Annotated in this window: 20 protein-coding genes; 4 read left to right on the top strand and 16 right to left on the bottom strand. The window is 59.0% G+C overall.

The window, feature by feature from the left end:
• Positions 1 to 129: 129 nt before the first annotated feature.
• Together ACM6IK_RS10485 and ACM6IK_RS10480 are read left to right on the top strand one after the other, a co-directional pair.
• Positions 130 to 810, top strand: coding sequence for a Fe2+-dependent dioxygenase (locus ACM6IK_RS10485; protein WP_414874238.1), 681 nt, complete (start codon positions 130 to 132; stop codon positions 808 to 810).
• Positions 811 to 1,569: a tetratricopeptide repeat protein gene (locus tag ACM6IK_RS10480; protein ID WP_414874237.1), complete on the top strand. Its 759-nt coding sequence runs from the start codon at positions 811 to 813 to the stop codon at positions 1,567 to 1,569.
• A 105-nt stretch (positions 1,570 to 1,674) separates the two neighbouring features.
• Here the strand turns inward: ACM6IK_RS10480 and ACM6IK_RS10475 are convergent, their stop codons facing one another.
• The 5 genes from ACM6IK_RS10475 to ACM6IK_RS10455 all read right to left on the bottom strand — a co-directional run bounded on the left by ACM6IK_RS10475 (position 1,675) and on the right by ACM6IK_RS10455 (position 6,950).
• Positions 1,675 to 2,838, bottom strand: coding sequence for a type III PLP-dependent enzyme (locus ACM6IK_RS10475; RefSeq protein ID WP_108218162.1), 1,164 nt, complete (start codon positions 2,836 to 2,838; stop codon positions 1,675 to 1,677).
• Between the two features lie 661 nt (positions 2,839 to 3,499).
• Positions 3,500 to 4,657: a betaine/proline/choline family ABC transporter ATP-binding protein gene (locus tag ACM6IK_RS10470; RefSeq protein ID WP_414874236.1), complete on the bottom strand. Its 1,158-nt coding sequence runs from the start codon at positions 4,655 to 4,657 to the stop codon at positions 3,500 to 3,502.
• Positions 4,654 to 5,307 (bottom strand): ABC transporter permease, encoded by a 654-nt coding sequence (locus ACM6IK_RS10465; protein ID WP_414874235.1) that lies wholly within the window; start codon positions 5,305 to 5,307, stop codon positions 4,654 to 4,656. The genes ACM6IK_RS10470 and ACM6IK_RS10465 overlap by 4 nt, the downstream gene beginning before the upstream one ends.
• 12 nt (positions 5,308 to 5,319) lie before the next feature.
• Entirely contained in the window at positions 5,320 to 6,213 is an 894-nt protein-coding gene (locus ACM6IK_RS10460) for a glycine betaine ABC transporter substrate-binding protein (protein WP_414874234.1), read from the bottom strand.
• 20 nt (positions 6,214 to 6,233) lie between these two features.
• Positions 6,234 to 6,950, bottom strand: coding sequence for an ABC transporter permease (locus ACM6IK_RS10455; protein ID WP_414874233.1), 717 nt, complete (start codon positions 6,948 to 6,950; stop codon positions 6,234 to 6,236).
• 439 nt (positions 6,951 to 7,389) lie between these two features.
• Here ACM6IK_RS10455 and ACM6IK_RS10450 point away from each other — a divergent pair, with 439 nt between their 5' ends.
• Entirely contained in the window at positions 7,390 to 8,973 is a 1,584-nt protein-coding gene (locus ACM6IK_RS10450) for a peptide chain release factor 3 (protein ID WP_095942377.1), read from the top strand.
• A gap of 236 nt (positions 8,974 to 9,209) precedes the next feature.
• Here ACM6IK_RS10450 and ACM6IK_RS10445 read toward each other — a convergent pair whose 3' ends face one another.
• Together ACM6IK_RS10445 and ACM6IK_RS10440 are read right to left on the bottom strand one after the other, a co-directional pair.
• On the bottom strand, positions 9,210 to 9,578 hold the full coding sequence (locus ACM6IK_RS10445) for a DUF4440 domain-containing protein (RefSeq protein ID WP_414874232.1): 369 nt from the start codon (positions 9,576 to 9,578) through the stop codon (positions 9,210 to 9,212).
• A 47-nt stretch (positions 9,579 to 9,625) separates the two neighbouring features.
• Entirely contained in the window at positions 9,626 to 10,279 is a 654-nt protein-coding gene (locus ACM6IK_RS10440; protein ID WP_414874231.1) for an HD domain-containing protein, read from the bottom strand.
• 267 nt (positions 10,280 to 10,546) lie between these two features.
• Here ACM6IK_RS10440 and ACM6IK_RS10435 point away from each other — a divergent pair, with 267 nt between their 5' ends.
• Positions 10,547 to 10,801 (top strand): hypothetical protein, encoded by a 255-nt coding sequence (locus ACM6IK_RS10435; protein ID WP_108218170.1) that lies wholly within the window; start codon positions 10,547 to 10,549, stop codon positions 10,799 to 10,801.
• A 198-nt stretch (positions 10,802 to 10,999) separates the two neighbouring features.
• On the opposite strand, the gene ACM6IK_RS10430 is transcribed toward ACM6IK_RS10435, so the two are convergent.
• The 9 genes from ACM6IK_RS10430 to ACM6IK_RS10390 all read right to left on the bottom strand — a co-directional run bounded on the left by ACM6IK_RS10430 (position 11,000) and on the right by ACM6IK_RS10390 (position 22,972).
• Positions 11,000 to 11,980, bottom strand: coding sequence for a peptide ABC transporter ATP-binding protein (locus ACM6IK_RS10430; protein ID WP_414874230.1), 981 nt, complete (start codon positions 11,978 to 11,980; stop codon positions 11,000 to 11,002).
• Entirely contained in the window at positions 11,980 to 12,948 is a 969-nt protein-coding gene (locus ACM6IK_RS10425; RefSeq protein WP_414874229.1) for an ABC transporter ATP-binding protein, read from the bottom strand. Before ACM6IK_RS10425 ends, ACM6IK_RS10430 begins: the two co-directional genes overlap by 1 nt.
• A 10-nt stretch (positions 12,949 to 12,958) precedes the next feature.
• A complete protein-coding gene (locus ACM6IK_RS10420) occupies positions 12,959 to 13,870 on the bottom strand; it encodes an ABC transporter permease subunit (protein WP_108218173.1) in 912 nt (303 codons plus the stop codon).
• 16 nt (positions 13,871 to 13,886) lie between these two features.
• A complete protein-coding gene (locus ACM6IK_RS10415; protein ID WP_414874228.1) occupies positions 13,887 to 14,897 on the bottom strand; it encodes an ABC transporter permease subunit in 1,011 nt (336 codons plus the stop codon).
• Between the two features lie 72 nt (positions 14,898 to 14,969).
• Positions 14,970 to 16,565 carry an ABC transporter substrate-binding protein gene (locus ACM6IK_RS10410; protein WP_414874227.1) on the bottom strand — a complete coding sequence of 532 codons (1,596 nt, stop codon included), beginning with the start codon at positions 16,563 to 16,565 and terminating at the stop codon, positions 14,970 to 14,972.
• A 78-nt stretch (positions 16,566 to 16,643) separates the two neighbouring features.
• A complete protein-coding gene (locus ACM6IK_RS10405) occupies positions 16,644 to 18,077 on the bottom strand; it encodes an OprD family porin (RefSeq protein WP_414874226.1) in 1,434 nt (477 codons plus the stop codon).
• Between the two features lie 172 nt (positions 18,078 to 18,249).
• Positions 18,250 to 19,851, bottom strand: coding sequence for an ABC transporter substrate-binding protein (locus ACM6IK_RS10400; protein WP_414874225.1), 1,602 nt, complete (start codon positions 19,849 to 19,851; stop codon positions 18,250 to 18,252).
• 303 nt (positions 19,852 to 20,154) lie between these two features.
• Positions 20,155 to 21,780, bottom strand: coding sequence for an ABC transporter substrate-binding protein (locus ACM6IK_RS10395; RefSeq protein ID WP_414874224.1), 1,626 nt, complete (start codon positions 21,778 to 21,780; stop codon positions 20,155 to 20,157).
• A 475-nt stretch (positions 21,781 to 22,255) separates the two neighbouring features.
• Entirely contained in the window at positions 22,256 to 22,972 is a 717-nt protein-coding gene (locus ACM6IK_RS10390) for an SIMPL domain-containing protein (protein WP_414874223.1), read from the bottom strand.
• Positions 22,973 to 23,076: the final 104 nt, after the last annotated feature.

Below are 23,076 nucleotides of genomic sequence, written 5' to 3'. Positions count from 1 at the left end.
ATTCGCACTTAATTTACATTCTTTACAATTTACCCTTACGGTTTTTGCTGACTGACTCGTCAGATGTGTTTTACACAGGCAATAAGAATCAATACCATTGACATCCCTTTGGTTTCAGGTGCCTTTGTCATGCTGCTGCACATTCCCGGCCTGTTCGAAAAAGACGAGGTGCAGCGCATTCGCGAGGCTCTGGAACACGCCGATTGGGCTGATGGCAAGATCACCGCCGGCTACCAGTCGGCCAAGGCCAAGCACAATTTGCAGCTGCCTGAAGGGCATCCGCTGACCAAGGAAATCGGCGCGGCGATGCTGGAGCGGCTGTGGAAAAACCCGCTGTTCATGTCGGCTGCACTGCCGCACAAAGTCTTTCCTCCGTTAGTGAACTGTTACACCGCCGGTGGCAGTTTCGACTTCCATATCGACAATGCGGTGCGCCAGCCCAAAGGCAGTATCGAACGGGTACGCACGGACTTGTCCGCCACGCTGTTCTTCAGTGAGCCCGAGGATTACGACGGCGGCGAGCTGGAAATCCAGGACACCTTTGGCACCCAACGGGTGAAGCTGCCTGCCGGTGACATGGTGCTGTACCCCGGCACCAGCCTGCACAAGGTCAATGCGGTGACGCGCGGAATGCGACTCGCCTCGTTTTTCTGGACGCAAAGCCTGGTGCGTGAAGACAGCCAGCGCGCCCTGTTGTTCGAGATGGATGGGGCCATCCAGCAACTGACCCGCGACGTGCCCGATCATCCGTCGCTGATCCGCCTCACCGGCACTTATCACAATCTGCTGCGTCGCTGGGTGGAGGTGTAAGTGGCAGATTTTCGTTTACGCCGCGAGGAAACGCTCGACGGTGAACGCCTGCGCGCCATGCTCGACGAGAGCCCGGCCCGGGCGGCCCAGGCCATCCTGATCGCGGCCCGCGAAGATGTCCTCGATGCGCAAGCGTTGCTCGGGCAGATTCTACTGGACGGGCAGGGCATCGCTCAGGATCGGCCGCTGGCGTTGCGTTGGTTCGACATTGCCGCGCGACGGGGGCATGTGATGGCGCGCAACATGCTCGGCCGTTGTCATGAGCATGGTTGGGGTTGTGCTGCCGATGCATCGCTGGCGGCCAGGCATTACCGACTTGCCGCTGCGGCAGGGCTGGATTGGGCGATGTACAACTACGCCAATCTGCTGGCGACCGGTCGCGGGGTGGTTGAGGATCAGTTGCAGGCGTTGAGTCTTTATCGCCGTGCTGCTGAGATGGGCCACGCGAAATCGATGAATCTGTTGGGTCGGTATATGGAGGAGGGGCGGGTCTGTCCGGCGGATCCGGCAGCGGCTCGCGACTGGTATCGGCGTTCGGCGGAGGGTGGGGATTTTCGAGGGCAGTTCAGTTATGCGGCGGTGCTGACCGATGACGGTCGTGTCGATGAAGCGCTGGGCTGGCTGCGCAAGGCGCTGGCCAATGGCAATCTGAAGTTTCTGCGGGTGGCATACAAGGCATTGTCAGCCGCCGGTCATCCGCAGATTCAGGCGATGGCTGCGGATTACAAACGTCGTTCCGACCAGTTGGAAACCTTGTAGGAGCGAGCTTGCTCGCGATGAACCTGAGGATAACGCGCTCATCCTGTATGAACGCGTCATCGTTAACGACCATCGCGAGCAAGCTCGCTCCTACAGAGGGGGGTGTTACACGTAGAACGACTTCAGCGGCGGGAAGCCATTGAACTCGACGGCGCTGTAGCTGGTGGTGTACGCACCGGTCGACAGCCAGTACAGGCGATCACCGATGGCCAGGTTCAGCGGCAGGCCGTACTTGTAGTTTTCGTACATGATGTCGGCGCTGTCGCAGGTAGGACCGGCGATGACCACTTCTTCCATCTCGCCCTTTTTCTCGGTCCAGATCGGGAACTTGATGGCTTCGTCCATGGTTTCGATCAGGCCGGAGAACTTGCCCACATCCGTGTACACCCAGCGCTCTACTGCGGTACGGGATTTACGCGCGACCAGCACCACTTCACTGACCAGGATACCGGCGTTGGCGATCAGCGAACGGCCCGGTTCCAGAATGATTTCCGGCAGGTCGTCACCGAAGTCTTCCTTGAGGAAGCGGATGATTTCCTCGGCGTAGGTTTCCAGGCTGTTGGTGCGGGTGATGTAGTTGGCCGGGAAGCCGCCGCCCATATTGATCAGCTTCAGGTGAATGCCGTCTTCTTCCTTCAGGCGTTCAAAGATCACTTTGACCTTGGCGATCGCCGCGTCCCAGACGCTGATGTCGCGCTGCTGCGAACCGACGTGGAACGAGATGCCGTAAGGCACCAGGCCCAGGTCGCGGGCGAGGATCAGCAGGTCCATGGCCATGTCGGTCTGGCAGCCGAATTTGCGCGACAGTGGCCAGTCGGCGGTGGTCGAGCCTTCGGTCAGGATGCGCACGTAGACTTTCGAACCCGGTGCGGCCTTGGCGATGTTGCGCAGGTCGGCTTCGGAGTCGGTGGAAAACAGGCGCACGCCCTTCTCGTAGAAGTAGCGGATGTCCTTGGATTTCTTGATGGTGTTGCCGTAGCTGATACGGTCGGCGCTGACGCCGCGATCCATCACTTTGTCCAGTTCATAGATCGAGGCGATGTCGAAGCTCGAGCCTTTCTCCTTGAGCAGGTCGATGATCTCGACGGCCGGGTTGGCCTTGACCGCGTAGTAGACCTTGGCGAATTCGAAACCGGCGCGCAGGTCGTCATAGGCCTGGCTGATCATCGCGGTGTCGATCACCACGAACGGGGTTTCCTGCTTGTCGGCGAACGCCTTCATTTTGTCAAAAGTGGCGCGCGCGAAATAATCTTCGACCTGGATCGGCATGCTGGGGAGCTCCTAAAGGCAAACGTTGTTAATCAATGGGTGCAAATGAACGTCCTCCGTATCCCCACTTTGGTTCGCCTACTTCCCAAGGCATGTCGCCGAAAGCAAAAAGGCCATGGGAAGTGCAGCTTTCCCTTGGCCTTGCTGTCTCGTCGTCAGTACTTGAGCCGGATGGATCGTTTCCAGCATGGACGTTCGGCGCGAACTTTAGGGCGTGAGGGGCTTGAGATCAACAAAAAATGTCGCGTTTTTGCACTCTTCTGACGTGCGTTGCGAGCATTACTCTTTGTAACCGACACAGATGACAGTCGGATGTTCCCGCAGAATGGTGAGGTGTTAAAAATACCTGCACGTTCGACGCTTTTGTGCGCCAAGTCGCTAGTAACTACGATGGCGTCAACATCGCCGACGTTGGCTGCGAAAAGCTAGGCTGAGAGGGGATTTGACTATTTCAGAGCGTGTTTCCGGATAGCTTTTACAGACGTGACTGTTGATATTTTTTTCCGGCCTGCAAATCACTGGAAAATCGCACAGAACCTGTGGGAGCGAGCTTGCTCGCGATGACATTTTCACTGCCGGCATCGTAGTTGCCTGAAATAACGCCATCGCGAGCAGGCTCACTCCTACAGGTTTTGCGTTTTTTACCGGGCGATATGAGTGATCAGGCGATCACCGCCTCAGCTGGCGAGACGATATTGGTCTTCATCCCCCGCGAACGTCCTGAACTCAGATACGCCGCAATCGACTCCTGTGTCACCTCACCCAAAAACACCCGCTCGGCATCCATCACCGGCAACCAGGCCCGATTGAACTCGTACATGCGCGACAGCAGGATGCGCAAATGTTCGTCGTACGCCGCCGTGGCGTTGAACTCGCGTTGGTACTGCGCGCAAGTGCCGGTCTGACGGTGCAGGTCGCGACGGCGCACGTAACCCAGGGCTTTATTCTCGGCACAAGTGACCACCACATAGCGTCGGTCATGCTCGTCCATCAACTCCAGCGCTTCAGCCACCGGGGTATGCGGGCTGACGGATGGCGCGTTGTCGGCTGCGTCTTCGGCTTTCACCAGCAGCAGGCGCTTGAGTGTGCTGTCCTGGCCGACGAAGTTGCTGACAAACTCGTCCGCCGGGTGCGCGAGCAACGTGTCCGGGTGATCGATCTGCAACAGCTTGCCGGCGCGGAAGATTGCGATCTTGTCGCCGAGCTTGATCGCCTCGTCGATGTCATGGCTGACCATGATCACGGTCTTGTTCAGCGCCCGCTGCATTTCGAAGAACTCGTTCTGGATCATCTCGCGGTTGATCGGGTCGACCGCGCCAAACGGTTCGTCCATCAACAGTAATGGCGCATCCGCCGCCAACGCACGAATCACGCCGATCCGCTGTTGTTGGCCACCGGACAATTCTCGTGGATAACGATGCAAATATTGCTTGGGTTCAAGCTTGATCATGCTCATCAACTCACGGGCGCGGTCGTGGCATTTCTGTTTGTCCCAGCCGAGCAGTTTCGGCACGACCACGATGTTCTCTTCGATGGTCATGTTCGGGAACAGACCGATCTGCTGGATCACGTAGCCGATGTTGCGGCGCAGTGTTACTTCGTCGAGGCCGGTGGTGTCTTCGCCGTTGATCAGGATCTTGCCCGAGGTCGGAGTGATCAGGCGGTTGATCATTTTCAGCGTGGTGCTTTTGCCGCAACCCGATGGCCCGAGGAAAACGCATATTTCGCCTTCATTGACGGTCAGGCTTACCGAGTCCACGGCTTTCACATCTTTGCCGTTGCTTTGGAAGGTCTTGCTGAGGTTTTGAAGTTCGATCATTTGAGCAGTCCTTTTGGAGTCAGCGAGCGTTGCAGCACTTGCAGGATCAGGTCGGCGATGATCGCCAGCACACTGACCAGTACGGCACCGACGATCAGCATCGACATGTCGCTGCGGCTGATGGAAGCGAGGATGAGTACGCCCAGGCCGCCGGCGCCGATGGTGGCGGCGATGGTCATGACACCGATGTTCATGACCACGGCGGTGCGCACACCGGCGAGGATCACCGGTACGGCGATGGGCAGTTCGACCATGCGCAGGCGCTGGCCGAACGTCATGCCGATGCCGCGCGCTGCTTCGCGGATGCCCGGCTCGATATTGGTCAGCGCCAGGTAGGTGTTACGCATGATCGGCAGCAGCGAGTACAGGAAGACCGCGGTAATCGCCGGCATCGGTCCCAGGCCCTGGCCGAACTTTGAGTAGAACGGCAGCAGCAGGCCGAACAGGGCAATCGACGGCACGGTCAGCAGCACCGTGGCGCTGGCTTGCAAAGGCCCGGCGAGGCTCGGGAAACGTGTCATCAGAATGCCCAGCGGCACGCCGACCAGAATCGCCAGGGTGACGGCGATACCGACCAGCGTGATGTGCTGCCAGGTCAGGTGGATCACCTGCTGCCAGTCGAGATGGGAAAAGGCGTTCAGGAATTCCATGACTTTTCCTCCTTAATTGATCGGGTGTTGGCGCAGGAAATCGGCGGCAACGGCTGAAGGGCTCTGATGCTCGACGTCGACCCGCGCGTTGAGTTCGCGCATGGTGTTGTCGTCGAACAGTTCCGCCAGCGGCTTGAGCTGTGCGGCCAATTGCGGGTGCGCATCGAGGTAGGCCTGACGTACCACCGGTGCGGCGGTGTAGTCCGGGAAGTAATGCTTGTCGTCTTCCAGCAGCTTCAGCTTGAAGGCGTTGAGGCGACCGTCGGTGGTGTAGACCAGACCGGCAAACACCTGGCCGTTGCGTAGCGCGGTGTAGACCAGGCCGGCGTCCATCTGCCGGATGTTCTTGCGGTTCAGGTTCATGTCGTAGAGCTGGACCATGCCATCAAGGCCGTCCGAACGGTTGGCGAACTCGGTATCCAGTGCCACCAGATTGTTGGTCCCGGATTCCTTGCGCAGCACTGTGTTCAGCTCACTGATGGTGTTGATCTGCGGGTATTGGTCGGCGACGTTCTTCGGCAGGGCGAGGGCGTAGGTATTGCTGAATTTCGACGGGGTGAGCCAGACCAGGCCTTTTTTTGCGTCGAGTTCTTTTACCCGGGTATAGGACTGTTCGCTGTCGAGTTTTTCAGTGACATGGTTGTAGGCCACCAACGAAACGCCGGTGTATTCCCAGAGCATGTCCAGCTGGCCACTTTCGTGGGCGCTGCGGGCCAGATTGCTGCCCAGGCCGCCGGTCACTTGCACCTCGTAACCCTTGGTACGCAGGTACTGTGAGGTGATCTCCGCCAGCAGGGTCTGTTCGGTGAACACCCGGGCGCCGATGCGGATCGAGGGTTTGTCAGCTGCTTGAGCAAATCCTGCGCACAGCAGGACGCAGCCTAGTAATAAGCTTGATGTTTTCATGACGATTCCTTTGCCGGGGCTTAAGACAGGCGCAAGCCGCGTTCGAGCCAGAGGCGACTGCCGAGAGTGACCACGCCGTCCAGCAGCAGGGCCAGTAACGCGGTGCACGCGGCACCGAGCAGCAACTGCGGCTGATTGTTCAGGGCAATGCCGGGGAAGATCAGGCTGCCAAGACTGTTGGCACCGATCAGGAACGCCAGCGGCGCCGTCCCGACATTGATCGCCAGGGCCACGCGCACACCGCCGATGATGATCGGCACGGCGTTGGGCAATTCGACTTTCCACAGCACCTGGAACGGGGTCATGCCGATGCCGACGGCGGCTTCCTTGAGCGAACCCTGAACGTTTTTCAGGCCTTCGTAGGTGTTGCGCACGATGGGCAGCAAGGAGGCGAGGAACAGGGCGAAAATGGCGGGGCCGCTGCCGATGCCGAGGATACCGAGGGCAATGGCCAGGACGGCCAGGGGTGGAACGGTGTTACCGATGTTGAAGAGCTGCATGAAGCGTTCGGCACGGCCGACCATGGACGGGCGGCTGAGGAGGATACCGGCAGGAATGCCCACGACAAGGGCGGCCAGCATGGAAGCGAGGACGAGAACCAGATGGGCTTGCAGGTAAAACAACAAATCGTCGCGGTAAAGTTCGATCGTGTTGATGCCGATCCATTGGATCAGCAGGGCCAGAAGGGCGATTACCAGCGCGCCTCCTATCAGCCCTTTGCCATAGTGGATAGCCACAGGCGGACTCCTTTTTTCAGTCGGCGAACGCAGTCCCGTGTGGCATGCCATGCCTGGCTGCCGGAAAAGACGTTCGCGAGAAGCAGCTCATGCCAAGCGCGTTCCGCTGTAGGAGCGAGCTTGCTCGCGATGGACGTCAACGATAACGCTGGGTACCTGTATGTACGCGTTGTCTGGACGTTTTTCGCGAGCAAGCTCGCTCCTACAGAAGGTAGGCGCACGGCTATAGAGCCATGAGCACAGCCTCGTCAGGCTGAATTGCAGGTGTTTCAGGCCCCCGACGAGTGGTCGTTACGGGGGAGTGGACGTCTCCGTGCCTTAAAAGGTTCCCATCTGAAGCAGCATTTGGCCACCCCTAATGTGCTCAACGGTTCGGTTCTTCGATCAACTTGGGCTATAATCTGCGCCCTTTTTTGAATCACCTGCCAGGCGATTTCCCATGACCAAACAGGCCGCCGAAGTCGCGAAACGCCGCACTTTCGCCATTATTTCCCACCCCGATGCCGGTAAGACCACCATCACCGAGAAGCTCTTGCTGATGGGCAAGGCGATTGCGGTAGCCGGTACGGTGAAATCGCGTAAATCCGATCGCCATGCCACCTCCGACTGGATGGAAATGGAAAAGCAGCGTGGTATTTCCATTACCACGTCGGTCATGCAGTTCCCGTATCGCGAACACATGATCAACCTGCTCGACACCCCGGGCCACGAAGACTTCTCCGAAGATACCTACCGCACCCTGACCGCGGTGGACTCGGCCTTGATGGTCCTCGACGGCGGTAAAGGTGTAGAGCCACGGACCATCGCCCTGATGGATGTCTGCCGTCTGCGTGACACGCCGATCGTCAGCTTCATCAACAAACTCGACCGTGACATCCGCGACCCGATCGAACTGCTCGACGAAATCGAAGCCGTCCTCAAGATCAAAGCGGCTCCGATCACCTGGCCGATTGGTTGCTACCGTGACTTCAAAGGCGTGTATCACCTCGCCGATGACTACATCATCGTGTACACCGCGGGTCACGGTCATGAGCGCACCGATGTGAAAATCATCGAGAAGCTCGACTCCGATGAAGCCCGCGCCCATCTGGGTGACGAGTACGAGCGGTTCATCGAACAGCTGGAGCTGGTGCAGGGCGCCTGCCACGAATTCAACCAGCAGGAGTTCCTCGACGGTCAGCTGACCCCGGTGTTTTTCGGTACGGCACTGGGCAATTTCGGTGTCGACCACGTACTCGACGCCGTCGTTGATTGGGCGCCGCGCCCACTGGCACGCGTGGCCAACGAGCGCACCGTAGAGCCGGTGGAAGAGAAGTTCTCGGGCTTCATCTTCAAGATCCAGGCGAACATGGACCCGAAACACCGCGACCGCATCGCCTTCATGCGGATCTGCTCGGGCAAGTACGAAAAAGGCATGAAGATGCGCCACGTGCGCACCGGCAAGGACGTGCGGATCGGCGACGCGCTGACCTTCTTCTCTTCCGAGCGTGAGCAACTGGAAGAAGCGTTCGCCGGCGACATCATCGGCCTGCACAACCACGGCACCATCCAGATCGGCGACACCTTCAGCGAAGGCGAAGTCCTGGGTTTCACCGGCATCCCGCACTTCGCCCCGGAACTGTTCCGCCGTGTACGCCTGAAGGATCCGCTGAAATCCAAGCAACTGCGCCAGGGCCTGCAGCAGTTGGCCGAAGAAGGCGCGACCCAGGTGTTCTTCCCGGAGCGCAGCAACGACATCATCCTCGGCGCCGTCGGTGTGCTGCAGTTCGATGTGGTCGCCAGCCGTTTGAAAGAGGAATACAAGGTCGAATGCTCCTACGAGCCGATCACTGTTTATTCCGCGCGCTGGATCGAATGCAGCGACAAGAAGAAGCTCGAGGAATTCTCCAACAAGGCTGTGGAAAACCTGGCACTGGACGGCGGCGGTCACCTGACCTACCTCGCGCCTACGCGGGTCAACCTGGCCCTGATGGAAGAGCGCTGGCCGGACGTGAAATTCCGTGCGACCCGTGAACACCATTAAGCACTGAGCTGAAAGGCCAGAAACCCCGTCGCGAAAGCTGCGGGGTTTTTTGTTACCTGACGCAATCCCCTGTAGGAGCGAGCCTGCTCGCGAAGAACTCAGACCCGCCGCGTTTATTCAGGCTGCGCATGTCATCGTTGACGTCCATCGCGAGCAGGCTCGCTCCTACAGTAATCCGGGGCGTTCACAACACTCTCTGACTCGCGAGGGATCCGGATTCGCCATGAATGCCTGCGTCATTGTTCACTGGGAATCAATGTCCCCTGGTGGAAAACCATTTGCCACTGCTCGCCCCGATTACGCCAGATGGAACTGCGCAGACTGTGGACTGCGCCGGCATGGCCGTGGCTGTCGACGTAACAATGATAAGTCACCAAGGCGGTCTCTTCTGACAATGGCTTGATGGCAAAATGGCTGATGCTCCGTTGGGTAAACGACTCATGGGGCAACTGCTCGACCACTTCGGCCTTGCTCCAGATGCCGCCACTGGCGCTGAACTCGATAAAGTCATCCGCGAGCAGGCGTGAGACTTCTTCAGCATTTCGCCGAGTCGTGTGTGACAGGAGGCGTCGTTCAAGTTGCAGCAGTGTTTGCGACAGATCCATGGCGCTTGTCCTTTCCTGAGTTGTGCAGGTTCAGTGCTCCTGGCGTATCAGCCAATCCCGATCTCTTCCTTGAACTGCTCCAGAAACCCCTTCAAACGCTTATGACGAACCTGTGCCAGACGTTGCCCCGTCGCAGTCTGGAAACCGTCTGCCAAGTGCAGCAGCTTGGTCTGGAAATGGTCGATACAGAAGCGAGTGTCGTCATAGTCGCGGTCATTGGCCTGTGGGTCCTGTGGGTCGTAGAGGGCGCTGCCCATGCGCCCGGCAACGTAAAAGGTGCGGGCGACGCCGAGCATACCCAGGGAGTCGAGGCGGTCGGCGTCCTGCACGATTTTCGCTTCCAGCGAGGTAGGCGAGATGTTGGCGGAAAAGCTATGGGCTTCGATGGCGTGGGCGACGGCGGCGATTTTTGTCTCGCGCCAATCCATCTTAGCCAATACCCCTGACGCTTTGCGCGCTGCCAATTGCGATGCCTGCGAGCGCAACGGCGAGTTCTTTTCCACTGCTACACAATCATGCAACAGCACCGCCGCCAGCAGCACCTCAAGATCGCCACCTTCCTGTGCCTGAATCAAGTGGGCGTTGTGCCAGACCCGTTGCAGGTGCGAAAGGTCGTGAGCGCCGTCCTCCGAGGGTTCCAGGGCGTGGGGCAGCAGGGTGGTGGCGAGTGATTGCATCGGTGCGAAGGCGCTGCTGATCATGCTGTGTCCTTTGATTAAACGTGCCGATCGCGGGAAGTTCTGTCCTGCGTATGTCCCGCGAATCCTGAGAGGAATTCTGCGGGTGTACAAGCGTTCTGGAAGGCGGAACACGCATTGATCTTTTCGGCATAACCTTTATTCCAAACCAGTCTCCAATCCAAGGGCATTTCCGCGGGTTCGACAACGTCCAATCTGGAGAACCGGACTGATCGGAACTAGATTTGACTCAGCGCCAGACAGGCACTCCACGAAAGGAAGGAATCGGCTATGAACAGATTGTTACGCGCTTTACTGCTGTTGAAGGTGTTGGTGATGCTCTCGCTCGGAACTTCGATGGCGTGGGCCGAGTGTATTGATCATGGAGAGCAGGCCTCGAGCGGGCAGGCGGGTTATGCGGGGTTGATGCTTGCCAAGTCCGAATCGGAACCGGGAGATCAGGGGCAGGGTGGCGCTGACAACGACGATGACTCGACCACCGACGAGCCGGATTCCGATGAAGAAGAAGGTGACAGCCAGACGTAGTCGTTCGATGGCAGGTAAAAGAAAACCCCCTCTGCCTGACTGATGCGCAATCGAGGCGGAAGGGGTTTGGTCAACGCATCAAGAATTTGAGCAACTCAATCCCTGTGGGAGCTAGCCTGCTAACGATTGCGGTGTGCCAGTAAACAGAAATGTTGACTGGTCTGCCGCAATCGCCAGCAGGCTGGCTCCTACAGTTTTTTATGCCGCGCCGTCGAGGAATTGCTCGGCGTAGTGGCAAGCCACCTGGCGAGTGTCGAGCAAGCGCAGGGCCGGCTCTTCAGTGCTGCAACGCTCGGTGGCGTACGGGCAGCGCTTGTGGAAGGCGCAGCCGGACGGCGGGTTCAACGGGTTGGGCAGCTCGCCGACGATCTTGATTTTCGGCTTGTTCGGATCCGGGTGGATGGCCGGGGTCGCCGACAACAGTGCCTGGGTGTAGGGGTGCAGAGGACGGGCGTAAATGTCCTCTTTCGGGCCCATTTCCACCGGACGACCGAGGTACATCACCATCACGTGGTCGGCAACGTGGCGTACCACCGCCAGGTTGTGGGAGATGAACACGTAGGCGGTGTTGAACTCCTGCTGCAAATCCATGAACAGGTTGAGCACCTGCGCCTGAATCGACACGTCCAGCGCCGAGGTCGGTTCGTCCGCTACCAGCACTTTCGGTTGCAGCATCATCGCGCGGGCCAGGGCGATCCGCTGGCGCTGACCGCCGGAGAACATGTGCGGATAACGCTGGTAGTGCTCGGGACGCAAGCCCACCTGCTTCATCATCGCCTGGACTTTCTCGCGACGTTCCGCGGCGCTCAGGTTGGTGTTGATCAGCAGCGGCTCACCCAGTTGATCACCGACTTTTTGCCGTGGGTTCAACGAGGCGTACGGGCTCTGGAACACCATCTGCACGTCTTTGCGCAGTTGTTTGCGCTGGGCCTTGTCGGCCCCGGCGACTTCCTGCCCGGCGATTTTCAGGGAACCGGAGGACGGCTCTTCGATCAGGGTCAGGGCACGGGCCAGGGTGGACTTGCCGCAACCCGACTCGCCGACGACGGCAAGGGTCTTGCCGGCTTCCAGTTCGAATGACACGCCGTTGAGGGCGCGTACAGTGGCGTGACCCTTGAACAGGCCTCGGGAGACCTCGTAGTGACGGGTCAGGTCGCGGGCGGTAAGAACGACGGCCATTACGCCACCTCCTGGTTCAGCGGATAGAAGCAGCGAGCGAGGCTGTTGCTTTTCTGGTCTAGTGCCGGACGTTGTTGACGGCAGTTGTCTTTCACGTACGGGCAGCGCGGCGACAGCAGGCAACCCTGCGGACGGTCGTAGCGACCGGGAACGATGCCTGGCAGGGTCGACAGGCGCGCGGCGCCCAGGCTGTGTTCCGGAATTGCCTTGAGCAGCGCTTCGCTGTACGGGTGTGCCGGAATGTCGAACAGTTGCGGCACCTGGCCGACTTCGACCGCTTGTCCGGCGTACATCACGCACACGCGCTGGGCGGTTTCGGCCACGACGGCGAGGTCGTGGGTGATCAACACCAGGCCCATGTTCCGCTCTTTCTGCAACGCCAGCAGCAGGTCCATGATCTGCGCCTGAATGGTCACGTCCAGCGCCGTGGTCGGTTCGTCGGCGATCAGCAGTTTCGGTTCGCCGGCAATCGCCATGGCAATCGCGACACGCTGGCTCATGCCACCGGAGAGTTGATGCGGGTAGGCGTCCATACGGCTGGCGGCACCCGGGATTTCAACTTTTTCCAGCAGTTCGATGGCGCGTTTGCGCGCGGCTTTGCCGGACATTTTCAGGTGCAGGCGCAGCACTTCTTCGATCTGGAAACCCACGGTGTAGCTCGGGTTCAGCGCGGTCATCGGATCCTGAAAGACCATGGACAGGTCTTTACCGACGATCTGCCGACGCTGGCGGTTGTTGAGCTTGAGCATGTTCTTGCCGTCGAAATTCAGGGCGTCGGCGGTGACGATCCCCGGATGCTCGATCAGGCCCATCAGCGCCATCATGGTCACGGACTTGCCGGAACCCGATTCGCCAACGATGGCCAGCACTTCGCCCTTGTCCACTTGCAGGTCGAGGCCATCGACCACTGGCGTGGCGTTTTTGTCGCCGAAGCGAACGTTGAGATTCTTGATTTCTAACAGTGACATGGGAATCTCCTCAGGCGGCGTTCTTGAGTTTCGGGTCCAGCGCATCGCGCAGGCCGTCGCCCATCAGGTTGATTGCCAGCACGCTGAGCAAAATGGTCAAACCAGGCAGACTCACCACCCACCAGGCGCGTTCGATGTAGTCGCGAGCCGAAGCCAGCATCGTGCCCCACTCAGGGGTTGGCGGTTGTACGCCAAGGCCGAGGAAGCCCAGTGCGGCGGCATCGAGGATCGCCGAAGAGAAGCTCAGGGTGGCCTGAACGATCAGCGGCGCCATGCAGTTAGGCAGCACGGTGACGAACATCAGGCGTGGCAGGCCGGCACCGGCCAGGCGCGCGGCGGTCACGTAGTCGCGGTTCAGCTCGCCCATCACCGCAGCGCGGGTCAGACGAACGTAGGACGGCAGGGACACCACGGCGATGGCGATCACGGTGTTGATCAGGCCAGGGCCGAGGATGGCGACGATCGCCACGGCCAGCAGCAGGGACGGCAGGGCCAGCATGATGTCCATCAGGCGCATGATGGTCGGGCCGACCACGCGCGGGAAGAACCCGGCGAACAGACCCAGCAGGATCCCCGGAATCAGCGACATCACCACCGAGGACAAGCCGATCATCAAGGACAGGCGCGAGCCAGTGATCAGACGCGACAGCAGGTCGCGGCCCAGCTCATCGGTGCCGAGCAGGAACTGCAACTGTCCACCTTCCAGCCAGGCCGGCGGGGTCAGCAGGAAGTCGCGGAATTGCTCGCTCGGGTCATGGGGGGCAACCCACGGGGCGAAGATCGCGCAGAAAATCACCAGCAGCATGAACATCAGGCCGGCGACGGCACCTTTGTTCTTGGAGAACGCTTGCCAGAATTCTTTGTACGGAGACGGGTACAGCAGGCTTTGATCGACTGCTACCGATGGAATTGGAGTGGTCATGGTCATGGTCATGATCTCAGCGCTGATGACGGATGCGTGGGTTGACAAAGCCGTAGAGGATGTCCACTACGAAGTTGACCAGAATCACCAGGCAGGCGATTAACAGGATGCCGTTTTGTACGACGGGGTAGTCCCGGGCGCCAATGGCTTCGATCAGCCATTTGCCGATGCCGGGCCACGAGAAGATGGTTTCGGTCAGGACCGCACCGGCCAGCAGGGTGCCGACTTGCAGGCCGACCACCGTCAGTACCGGAATCAGCGCGTTACGCAGACCGTGCACGAACACCACGCGCGACGGCGACAGGCCTTTGGCCTTGGCGGTGCGAATGTAGTCTTCACGCAGTACTTCGAGCATCGAGGAGCGGGTCATCCGCGCGATCACCGCCAGCGGAATGGTGCCGAGCACGATGGCCGGCAGGATCAGGTGGTGCAGGGCGTCGAAGAAGGCCTCCGGCTCATCGGCCAGCAGCGTATCGATCAGCATGAAGCCGGTGCGTGGCTCGATGTCGTAGAGCAGGTCGATCCGCCCGGACACCGGGGTCCAGCCCAGCGACACCGAGAAGAACATGATCAGGATCAGGCCCCACCAGAAGATCGGCATCGAATATCCCGCCAGGGATATGCCCATCACCCCATGGTCGAACAGGGATCCTCGCTTGAGTGCCGCGATCACTCCGGCCAAGAGGCCCAGGACACCGGCGAACAACAGCGCGGCCGAGGACAGTTCCAGGGTCGCGGGGAACAGAGAGGTGAATTCGCTCCAGACGCTTTCACGGGTACGCAGGGATTCACCGAGATCGCCGTGGGCCAGTTTGCCGATGTAATCCAGGTATTGGGCATACAGGGGTTTGTTCAGACCTAGGCGTTCCATTGCCTGAGCGTGCATTTCGGGATCGACCCTACGTTCTCCCATCATGACTTCCACGGGGTCGCCCGGGATCATGCGAATCAACGCGAAAGTCAGCAAGGTGATACCGAAGAACGTGGGGATCAGTAACCCCAGTCGGCGGGCAATAAAACTAAACATCGTGTGTTGTACCTCATCAGCCGGTTAGGCGTGCCCGGCATGCCTGGGTCAGGCATGCCGGGAGTTTTCTTATTACTTCACCTGGGTGGTGGCGAAGTTATTCGTGGTGAGGGGGCTAATGTGATAGCCCTCTACGTTGTTGCGCATTGCGGTAAACATTCTAGTGTGCGCCAAACTGATCCATGGCTGGTCCTGGTTGAAAATAACCTGGGCCTGCTCGTACAGGGCTGCACGCTCGGCCGGGTCGGTTTTTTCCCGGGCCTGATCGATCAGGGCCTGGAACTTGTCATTGCACCAGCGTGCGTAGTTTTCGCCGTTCTTGGCCGCCTCACAACTGAGCATAGGCGTCAGGAAGTTATCCGGATCGCCGTTATCGCCCGCCCATCCGGCGGAAACCATGTCGTGCTCGCCGTTTTTCGCGCGCTTGAGCATTTCGCCCCATTCCATCACGCGAATATCGATATTGATCCCGACCTTGGCCAGGTCGGCCTGCATCATCTGCGCACCGAGCATCGGGTTCGGGTTGGTTGCACCGCCTCCGTTGCGGGTGAACAGGGTGAAGGTGGTGCCTTGCGGTACGCCGGCTTCCTTGAGCAGGGCACGGGCCTTCTCCAGATCGCGGGCCGGGTTCTTCAGTGTGTGGTTGTAGCCCAGCAGGGTGTCCGGGAACGGGTTGACGGCGGCTGTTGCATTGCCCTTGCCGAACAGCGCGTTGACAGCCGCTTCCTTGTCGAAGGCGATGTCGATGGCTTTACGCACCCGTACATCGCTCAGGTACTTGTGCGTGGTGTTGATGGCGATGTAGGCGACGGTCATCGCATTCAGCTCATCGACTTTCAGCTTGTCGTCTTTCTTGATGCTCGGAATGTCATCCGGTTTCGGATACAGCGCGACCTGGCACTCGTTTGCCTTGAGCTTCTGCAGGCGCACGTTGTTATCGGTGGCGATGGCCAGGATCAGCGCATCAGCCGGAGGCTTGCCGCGGAAGTAGTCCGGGTTGGCCTTGAAGCGAACCTGGGCGTCCTTGTTGTAACGCTGGAAGACGAACGGGCCGGTGCCGACCGGCTTGTTGTTCAGTTCACCGGTCTTGTTCGCCTTGAGCAACTGGTCGGCATACTCGGCGGAATAGATCGAGGAGAACGCCATGGCGAGGTCGGCCAGGAACGGTGCTTCAGGACGGGTCAGAGTGAACTTGACCGTGTTGTCGTCGACTTTCTCGACGCTCTTGAGCAGCTCCTTGAAGCCCATGCTTTCAAAGTACGGGAAGCCCACGCTCGACAGTTTGTGCCACGGATGATTCGGGTCCAGCTGGCGCTGGAAGCTCCAGACCACGTCGTCGGCATTCATGTCGCGGGTCGGCTTGAAGTATTCGGTGGTGTGGAACTTGACGCCTTTGCGCAGATGGAACGTGTAGCTCAGGCCGTCTTCGCTGATGTCCCAGGACTCAGCCAGTGCCGGAATCACGTCGGTGGTGCCGGGCTTGAAGTCTGCCAGGCGATTGAAGATGGTTTCGGCCACCGCATCGGCTGTGACTGCAGTCGTGTACTGGACCATGTCGAAGCCTTCGGGGCTGTTCTCGGTACAAACCACCAGGGGTTTGGCCGAGACACCGACAGCGACACTGAGCAACGCAGCCGCGATGGCCGCACGTAGGGGAAGCATTTTCATCAAGAACCCTCTGCAATCGGTTAAAGGACAAAAGCCGAACGGCCAATTCGTCAATGAATCAGCCGTTCGGCAGCGGTATTACAGGATGTTGAACGGAACGGTGGTCACGAGACGGAACTCGTTGATGCTGCCGTCAGCCTGGTTTTCGCTGGCACGGTGAGCGGTGTAGGTGCCGCGGATCGTGGTGGCCTTGAGCGGGCCGCTCTGCACGGCGTAGGTTGCGCCGATGCCGTATTCATAGTGGTGCTCGCCATCCTGGGACTGGATGCCGTCGTAACCCTTGCCGGGCACGCCGCCGTTGCCGGTGTAGTGAGTACCGTCGATACCCCAGCCGCGAGCCTGGTAGATGTTGAACTTCAGGCCTGGCACGCCGTATTCAGCCATGTTCAGACCGTAGGCAACCTGGAACGATTTTTCGTTCGGGCCGTTGAAGTCCGACAGCAGGGAGTTGGCCAGGTAGATGCCGTTGGTTTCGTGCAGGTAGTCGAAGTACTCGTTACCGTTCACCTCCTGGTACGAGAGGGTCAGGGTATGGGCCTGGTGGGTCAGGCCGAACGAGAGCGAGTAGGTGTCGTTGTCGATAGCGCCGATCAGGGCTTTACCGGTCTCTTTGGTTTTGTAGTAGTTCAGGCCGGTGGTCAGGCTCAGTACCTGGCTGTCGCCCAGAACGTGAGAGGCGCCGAAGTAGTACTGGTTCCAGATGTCTTCAGCCTGGGTCGCCCAGAGGCTGGTGGTCAGGCTGGCCAGTGGGGTGTAGGTGATGCCGGCGGTGTGGACGTGGTCGGTTTCGACGATGCCGTTGGCGTATTCGGTGCGGAATTTGCGCAGGCTTTCTTCGGTACGCGGTGAGTTGCGGTCGAAGGTGGCCAGGTCGAAGGCCAGGTTGTTCAGCTCTTCGCTGTGCAGGGCCACGCCCTGGAAGCTCGAAGGCAGTGCACGGTTACCGATCACGTCGACCATCGGGCTGCTGAAGTTCATGCGGCCGGCGGTCAGGGTGCTGTTGGAGACTCGAGCCTTGACGTTGGCCAGGCCCAGCTTGCTCCACTGGCCTTGAGCATCGCCGCCTTCCTTGGTCAGGGTGCGGTTGTTGCCCGCGCCTGGACGAGAGCCCGGTGCGCCACCGTTGTTGGACGCCAGGTCTTTGCGGTCCCGGTCCAGGGCAACGGCGTTGTAGGCGGCGACTTCAGTGCTGAAGCCTACGGTGCCGTCGGTGAAGCCCGAGTTGTACTTGAGGATGGTGCCCTGGACCCAGTTGATCCGGCGATCGGTCGGGGTCGAAACGCCATTCTTCTTGTAGGAGAACTTGCCACCGCGATGCAGTTGCTCATTGGCGTACCAGTTACGCGTGGTGCCGGTGATCGACTGGCCTTCGACGAAACCGGTGGCTTCGCTCTGGGCGTTTTTTTCGTTCACGGTAACCGGGGTGAAAGCCTGGCTTTGGGTTTCTGCGTAAGCCGTGGCGGTTACGCTGCTGATGGCCAGGGCCAATAGCGCGGTGCTGCTCAGTTTCATGGGTAAAGCTCCTTACTTTCTTTTTTATGCCGGTCTTTTTTTGTGATCCGGCTATTGGTTTAGAACTCGTTCACGGCATCGCAAACGTTTGCTGTTGGCCAAATTGGCGAAAGACGGCAAAGCGTCTGCGTGAGGGCGGAAATTCCGCCCCCCGGCATTTCTGGCTAATCGGTTATTTTTCTATGCTGACACCCGAGAAAACATTGCGGCCGAACGGGCTCACCTTGAACCCTTCGATTTTGGCGCTCAGCGGCTGGTTGACCGTTGAGTGGGCGACTGGCGTGATCGGCACTTGCTGCTTGAGCAACTGCTGCGCCTGTTTGTAGAGCAAGGTGCGCTGGTCACGGTCGGTGACGACCTTGGCCTGCTTGATCAGCTTGTCGTAAGCCGGATCACACCACATCGAGTAGTTGTTGCCGCCAATGGCGTCGCAGCTGTAGAGCGTGCCCAGCCAGTTGTCCGGATCACCGTTGTCACCGGTCCAGCCGATCAGGCTGATGTCGTGTTCGCCGTTCTTGGTGCGCTTGATGTACTCGCCCCACTCATAGCTGACGATCTTGACCTTGAGACCGATCTTCGCCCAGTCAGCCTGGAGCATTTCGGCCATCAACTTGGCGTTGGGGTTGTACGGACGCTGGACCGGCATGGCCCAGAGGGTGATTTCAGTGCCTTCCTTGACGCCGGCAGCCTTGAGCAGCTCCTTGGCTTTTTCCGGGTTGTAGGCGACGTCCTTGATCGTGTCGTCGTAGGACCATTGGGTCGGCGGCATGGCGTTGACCGCCAGTTGCCCCGCACCCTGATAAACGGCATTGAGAATGCCTTGCTTGTTCACCGCCATGTCCAGCGCCTGGCGCACTTCGAGCTGGTCGAACGGCTTGTGGCGCACGTTGTAGGCGATGTAGCCGAGGTTGAAACCAGGCTTTTCGATCAGTTGCAGGGCCGGGTCGTTCTTCAGCGCGGTCACATCGGCAGGGCGCGGGTGCAGGGTGATCTGGCACTCGCCGGCCTTGAGTTTCTGCACGCGCACCGAGGCGTCGGTGTTGATGGCGAAAATCAGGTTGTCGAGCTTGACCCGGCTCGGGTCCCAGTAATGCTTGTTGCCGGTGTAACGGATGTTCGAGTCTTTCTGGTAGCTCTTGAACACGAACGGCCCGGTGCCGATCGGCTTCTGGTTGATGTCGCTCGGCTTGCCTTCGGCCAGCAGCCTGTCGGCGTACTCGGCGGAGAGGATCGCGGCGAAGCTCATGGCGATGTTCTGGATGAACGCGGCGTCCACGCTGTTGAGCGTCATGACCACGGTCAGCGGCCCGGTCTTTTCGACCTTGGCGATGTTCTTGTTCAGGCTCATGCCGTTGAAGTACGGAAACTCTGTCGGATAAGCCTTACGGAAAGGCTGTTGCGGATCGAGCATGCGATTGAACGTGAACAGCACGTCATCGGCATTAAAATCGCGGGTCGGCGTGAAGTACTTGGTGGTATGAAACTTCACCCCTTCGCGCAGGTGAAAGGTGTATTTGAGGCCGTCCTCGGAAATATCCCAGCTCGTGGCCAGGCCCGGTACGACGTTGGTCGCGCCTTTTTCAAACTCTGCCAACCGGTTGTACAGCGGTTCGGCGGCGTCGTTGTCGGTCGCAGTGGTGTACTGCGCCGTGTCGAAACCGGCGGGGCTGCCTTCGGAGCAGAACACCAGGCTGTTGTTGGCGGCCTGGCTGATGGAAGTGGCGGCCAACAGGCCGGTGCCCAGCAATGCGGATAAAACCAAGGTATGGCGCATAACGCTTCCTTTTCTCTCAAAGTGTTGTCAATGAGCCGCCGTCCCGTCCGCGGACGTAGAGGCATCATTGATTTCAAGCCATGCACGCAGCAGTAACCGATGACCCACGCATGCACTGGTCGGATCCCGACGGTATGAGCCACGGGTCCGGCAGTAAATGCGTAAAGTCCTAAAGGCTCGTAGGAAATGGCGACGCGTCCTCCCCCGATGCTGTAGTCAGCTGCGGATTTGGATGTAGGCAAATTCCTGCTTTCTCGGTAGATAAAGCTACGGCGACGTCAGAAACGGCGCCGTAGCAATGTCTTACTTGCTGACGCTGACGCCGTAGAAGGAGTTCAAGCCAAATGGGCTGATCTTGAAATCCTGCACGTTGGCGCGCATGGGTTGGAACACCGTCGAGTGAGCGATAGGTGTCATAGGCACAGCATCTTTGAGCACGTGTTGCGCTTGTTTGTAGAGCTCGGTGCGCTTGCCTTGGTCTGAGGTGCGCTTGGCTTGCTTGACGATGTCGTCAAACTTCTTGTCGCACCATTTGGAGAAGTTGTTGCCTTCCAGCGAGTCGCAGCCGAACAGCACGTTCAGCCAGTTGTCCGGATCACCATTGTCACCGCTCCAGCCAATCAGCATCGCCTGGTTCTCGCCACCTTTGGAGCGCTTGATGTACTCGCCCCACTCGTAGCTCTGGATCTTGACCTTGAGGCCGATCTTGGACCAGTCGGACTGCAGCATTTCTGCCATCAGTTTGGCGTTCGGGTTGTATGGACGCTGCACCGGCATCGCCCAGAGAACGATTTCGGTGCCCTCTTTCACGCCAGCTTCCTTGAGCAGCTCTTTGGCTTTCTCAGGGTTGTACGGCGCATCCTTGATGGTGGTGTCGTAGGACCACTGGGTTGGCGGCATGGCGTTGACGGCCAGTTGGCCTGCGCCCTGGTACACGGAGTCGATGATCTGTTGCTTGTTGACCGCCATGTCCAGTGCCTGGCGCACCTTCAGCTCGGCCAGCGGGTTCGCTTCGGTTTGTCCCTTGACCTTGGGCATCACGTTGTAGGCGATGTAGCCCAGGTTGAAACCAGCCTGGTCAGGCAGCTTCAGGGATTTGTCTTCACGCAGCGCCTTCAGGTCGGCCGGACGAGGGAACAGGGTGACCTGGCACTCGTTCTTCTTCAGCTTCTGGATACGTACCGACGGGTCGGTCGTGATGGCGAAGATCAGGTTGTCGATCTTCACGTCGTCAGGCTTCCAGTAGTCCTTGTTCCCGGTGTAGCGGATGTTGGAGTCTTTCTGGTAGCTCTTGAACACGAACGGACCGGTACCGACCGGCTTCTGGTTGATGTCGGCAGCCTTGCCTTCCTTGAGCAGCTGGGCAGCGTACTCGGCGGACTGGATCGAGGCGAAGCTCATGGCCATGTTCTGGATGAACGCGGCATCAACGTCTTTGAGGGTGAACTTGACAGTTTTGTCGTCGACTTTATCGATCTTGGTGATGTTGGTATCCATCCCCATGTCGGTGAAGTACGGGAATTCGGTCGGGTAGGCTTTGCGGAACGGATCATCCTTGTTAATCATGCGATTAAAGGTGAACAGCACGTCGTCGGCGTTGAACTCACGAGTCGGCTTGAAATACGGGGTGGTGTGGAACTTGACGCCTTCACGCAAGTGGAAGGTGTAGGTCAGGCCGTCATCTGAGACGTCCCAGCTGGTTGCCAGGCCAGGAATAACGGCGGTGCCGCCGCGCTCGAACTGAGTCAGGCGGTTGAACATGGTTTCTGCAGAGGCGTCGAAGTCGGTTCCGGTGGTGTATTGACCTGGATCGAAACCGGCCGGGCTCCCTTCGGAGCAGAACACCAGGTTAGTCGCAGCTTGGGCGAACGGTGCGCTGGCTAACAAGCTGGCGCCGACTAAAAACGGAATGACCGCGTGTTTAAGCATGGTGGCCTCATGATTTGTTGTCATTTTTGGAATTAGAGGACGACCTCGTGAGTCGTGCCTGCGGATACTTATGCAGGGGCCATACCCAATGCAAGATCCAGAGTGACTACAAGCCTGAAACGGTGGTACGAACGTACCTTAATGTCGCATTTGTATAAAATCTGCCGCATTTAACCGTTTGCGCGGCATTTTTACGGTGCAAACGACGCACTTTCACGGTGCGTCCTGAGCGCAGGGTGCTCCCGATCAGGGCGAGGTGTTACTTATTTATACCCCGTTTTGTGAGGTGGGTATGGCGTAAATAAGAGTGGTTATTGTTGCACCGATAGTGGCCAATCAATCTCAGTTGCACCCGGTGCAACTGTCGGCTTTTCTCAGTGGGCTCTTCAGTTATAGCTCATGCCTGAAAATAGCCTCTGAATAAAAAACGGCGATCATGTGAGTGATCGCCGTTTTTTATTCAGAGGCTATCGATTCAAGGCATCAGCACTTCAATCGATCCATCGGCGGTCATACTGACCTGGCTGGTGCCGGCTTCAACATCTGGCATCACCGGTGCGGCGTCCATGGCGGCGGCTTTCATCATCATCGGCGCGCGCAGGTAAGGCTGTGGATAACCGTTGCTGTTGAGGTTCAGGTTGACGATTTTGTAGCTCTTGCCGCCGAGGGCGTCGGTGGCCAGTTGGGCGCGGGCCTTGAAGGCGGTCACGGCGTCCTTGAGCAGGGCGTCTTCGCTGGCTTTGCGGGTCGGGGTGGCGATGGCGAAGTCCATGCCGCCCATTTTCAGGTCGGTGAGCAGTTCGCCGGTCAGCTTCGACAGCGCGGCGAAGTCCGAACTTTCCAGGCGTAATTCGGCGCGCTCGCGCCAGCCGGTGATTTTCTGGCCTTTGGTATCGTAGATCGGGTAGCTGTTGCGACTGCCCTGACGCAGGGTGATGTCCTTGACTTTCCTGGCCTGGGCCAGCGCCTTGTTCATTGCAGTGCTGACGTCGGCGGCGAGTTTGGCCGGGTCGCTGTTCTGTTCTTCGGTGTAGAGGGTCACGATCATCAGGTCGCGGGCCACTTCCTGACTGACTTCGGCGCGCAGGGAAATCTGGTTGTAATGCAGCTCGTCGGCGGCCAGGGCCGGGAGGCTGGCGACGGTGCCGACACTCAGGGCGAGGAGGGCGGCGCTGCGGCGGAATGTGTGCATGAAGGCTCCTTGAAAGGTGCGCAGGGGTACGGTCCGGGCCTGCGTGAAACCATCAGACTCTAGCTTTTATGCTCCGGTTCGCACAGTTACAACTTCTATACAGA

The organism is Pseudomonas sp. IT-196MI5, from assembly GCF_949767415.1.
Lineage (GTDB): Bacteria > Pseudomonadota > Gammaproteobacteria > Pseudomonadales > Pseudomonadaceae > Aquipseudomonas.
This window is presented reverse-complemented; position numbering and strand designations above follow the sequence as displayed.

Excerpts from the sequence above, each read along its gene's own strand:
- ACM6IK_RS10485 (WP_414874238.1), top strand. The coding sequence starts at position 130 with ATGCTGCTGCACATTCCCGGCCTGTTCGAAAAAGACGAGGTGCAGCGC.
- ACM6IK_RS10475 (WP_108218162.1), bottom strand. The coding sequence starts at position 2,838 with ATGCCGATCCAGGTCGAAGATTATTTCGCGCGCGCCACTTTTGACAAA.
- ACM6IK_RS10470 (WP_414874236.1), bottom strand. The coding sequence starts at position 4,657 with ATGATCGAACTTCAAAACCTCAGCAAGACCTTCCAAAGCAACGGCAAA.
- ACM6IK_RS10465 (WP_414874235.1), bottom strand. The coding sequence starts at position 5,307 with ATGGAATTCCTGAACGCCTTTTCCCATCTCGACTGGCAGCAGGTGATC.
- ACM6IK_RS10460 (WP_414874234.1), bottom strand. The coding sequence starts at position 6,213 with ATGAAAACATCAAGCTTATTACTAGGCTGCGTCCTGCTGTGCGCAGGA.
- ACM6IK_RS10450 (WP_095942377.1), top strand. The coding sequence starts at position 7,390 with ATGACCAAACAGGCCGCCGAAGTCGCGAAACGCCGCACTTTCGCCATT.
- ACM6IK_RS10445 (WP_414874232.1), bottom strand. The coding sequence starts at position 9,578 with ATGGATCTGTCGCAAACACTGCTGCAACTTGAACGACGCCTCCTGTCA.
- ACM6IK_RS10440 (WP_414874231.1), bottom strand. The coding sequence starts at position 10,279 with ATGATCAGCAGCGCCTTCGCACCGATGCAATCACTCGCCACCACCCTG.
- ACM6IK_RS10435 (WP_108218170.1), top strand. The coding sequence starts at position 10,547 with ATGAACAGATTGTTACGCGCTTTACTGCTGTTGAAGGTGTTGGTGATG.
- ACM6IK_RS10430 (WP_414874230.1), bottom strand. The coding sequence starts at position 11,980 with ATGGCCGTCGTTCTTACCGCCCGCGACCTGACCCGTCACTACGAGGTC.
- ACM6IK_RS10425 (WP_414874229.1), bottom strand. The coding sequence starts at position 12,948 with ATGTCACTGTTAGAAATCAAGAATCTCAACGTTCGCTTCGGCGACAAA.
- ACM6IK_RS10420 (WP_108218173.1), bottom strand. The coding sequence starts at position 13,870 with ATGACCACTCCAATTCCATCGGTAGCAGTCGATCAAAGCCTGCTGTAC.
- ACM6IK_RS10415 (WP_414874228.1), bottom strand. The coding sequence starts at position 14,897 with ATGTTTAGTTTTATTGCCCGCCGACTGGGGTTACTGATCCCCACGTTC.
- ACM6IK_RS10410 (WP_414874227.1), bottom strand. The coding sequence starts at position 16,565 with ATGAAAATGCTTCCCCTACGTGCGGCCATCGCGGCTGCGTTGCTCAGT.
- ACM6IK_RS10405 (WP_414874226.1), bottom strand. The coding sequence starts at position 18,077 with ATGAAACTGAGCAGCACCGCGCTATTGGCCCTGGCCATCAGCAGCGTA.
- ACM6IK_RS10400 (WP_414874225.1), bottom strand. The coding sequence starts at position 19,851 with ATGCGCCATACCTTGGTTTTATCCGCATTGCTGGGCACCGGCCTGTTG.
- ACM6IK_RS10395 (WP_414874224.1), bottom strand. The coding sequence starts at position 21,780 with ATGCTTAAACACGCGGTCATTCCGTTTTTAGTCGGCGCCAGCTTGTTA.
- ACM6IK_RS10390 (WP_414874223.1), bottom strand. The coding sequence starts at position 22,972 with ATGCACACATTCCGCCGCAGCGCCGCCCTCCTCGCCCTGAGTGTCGGC.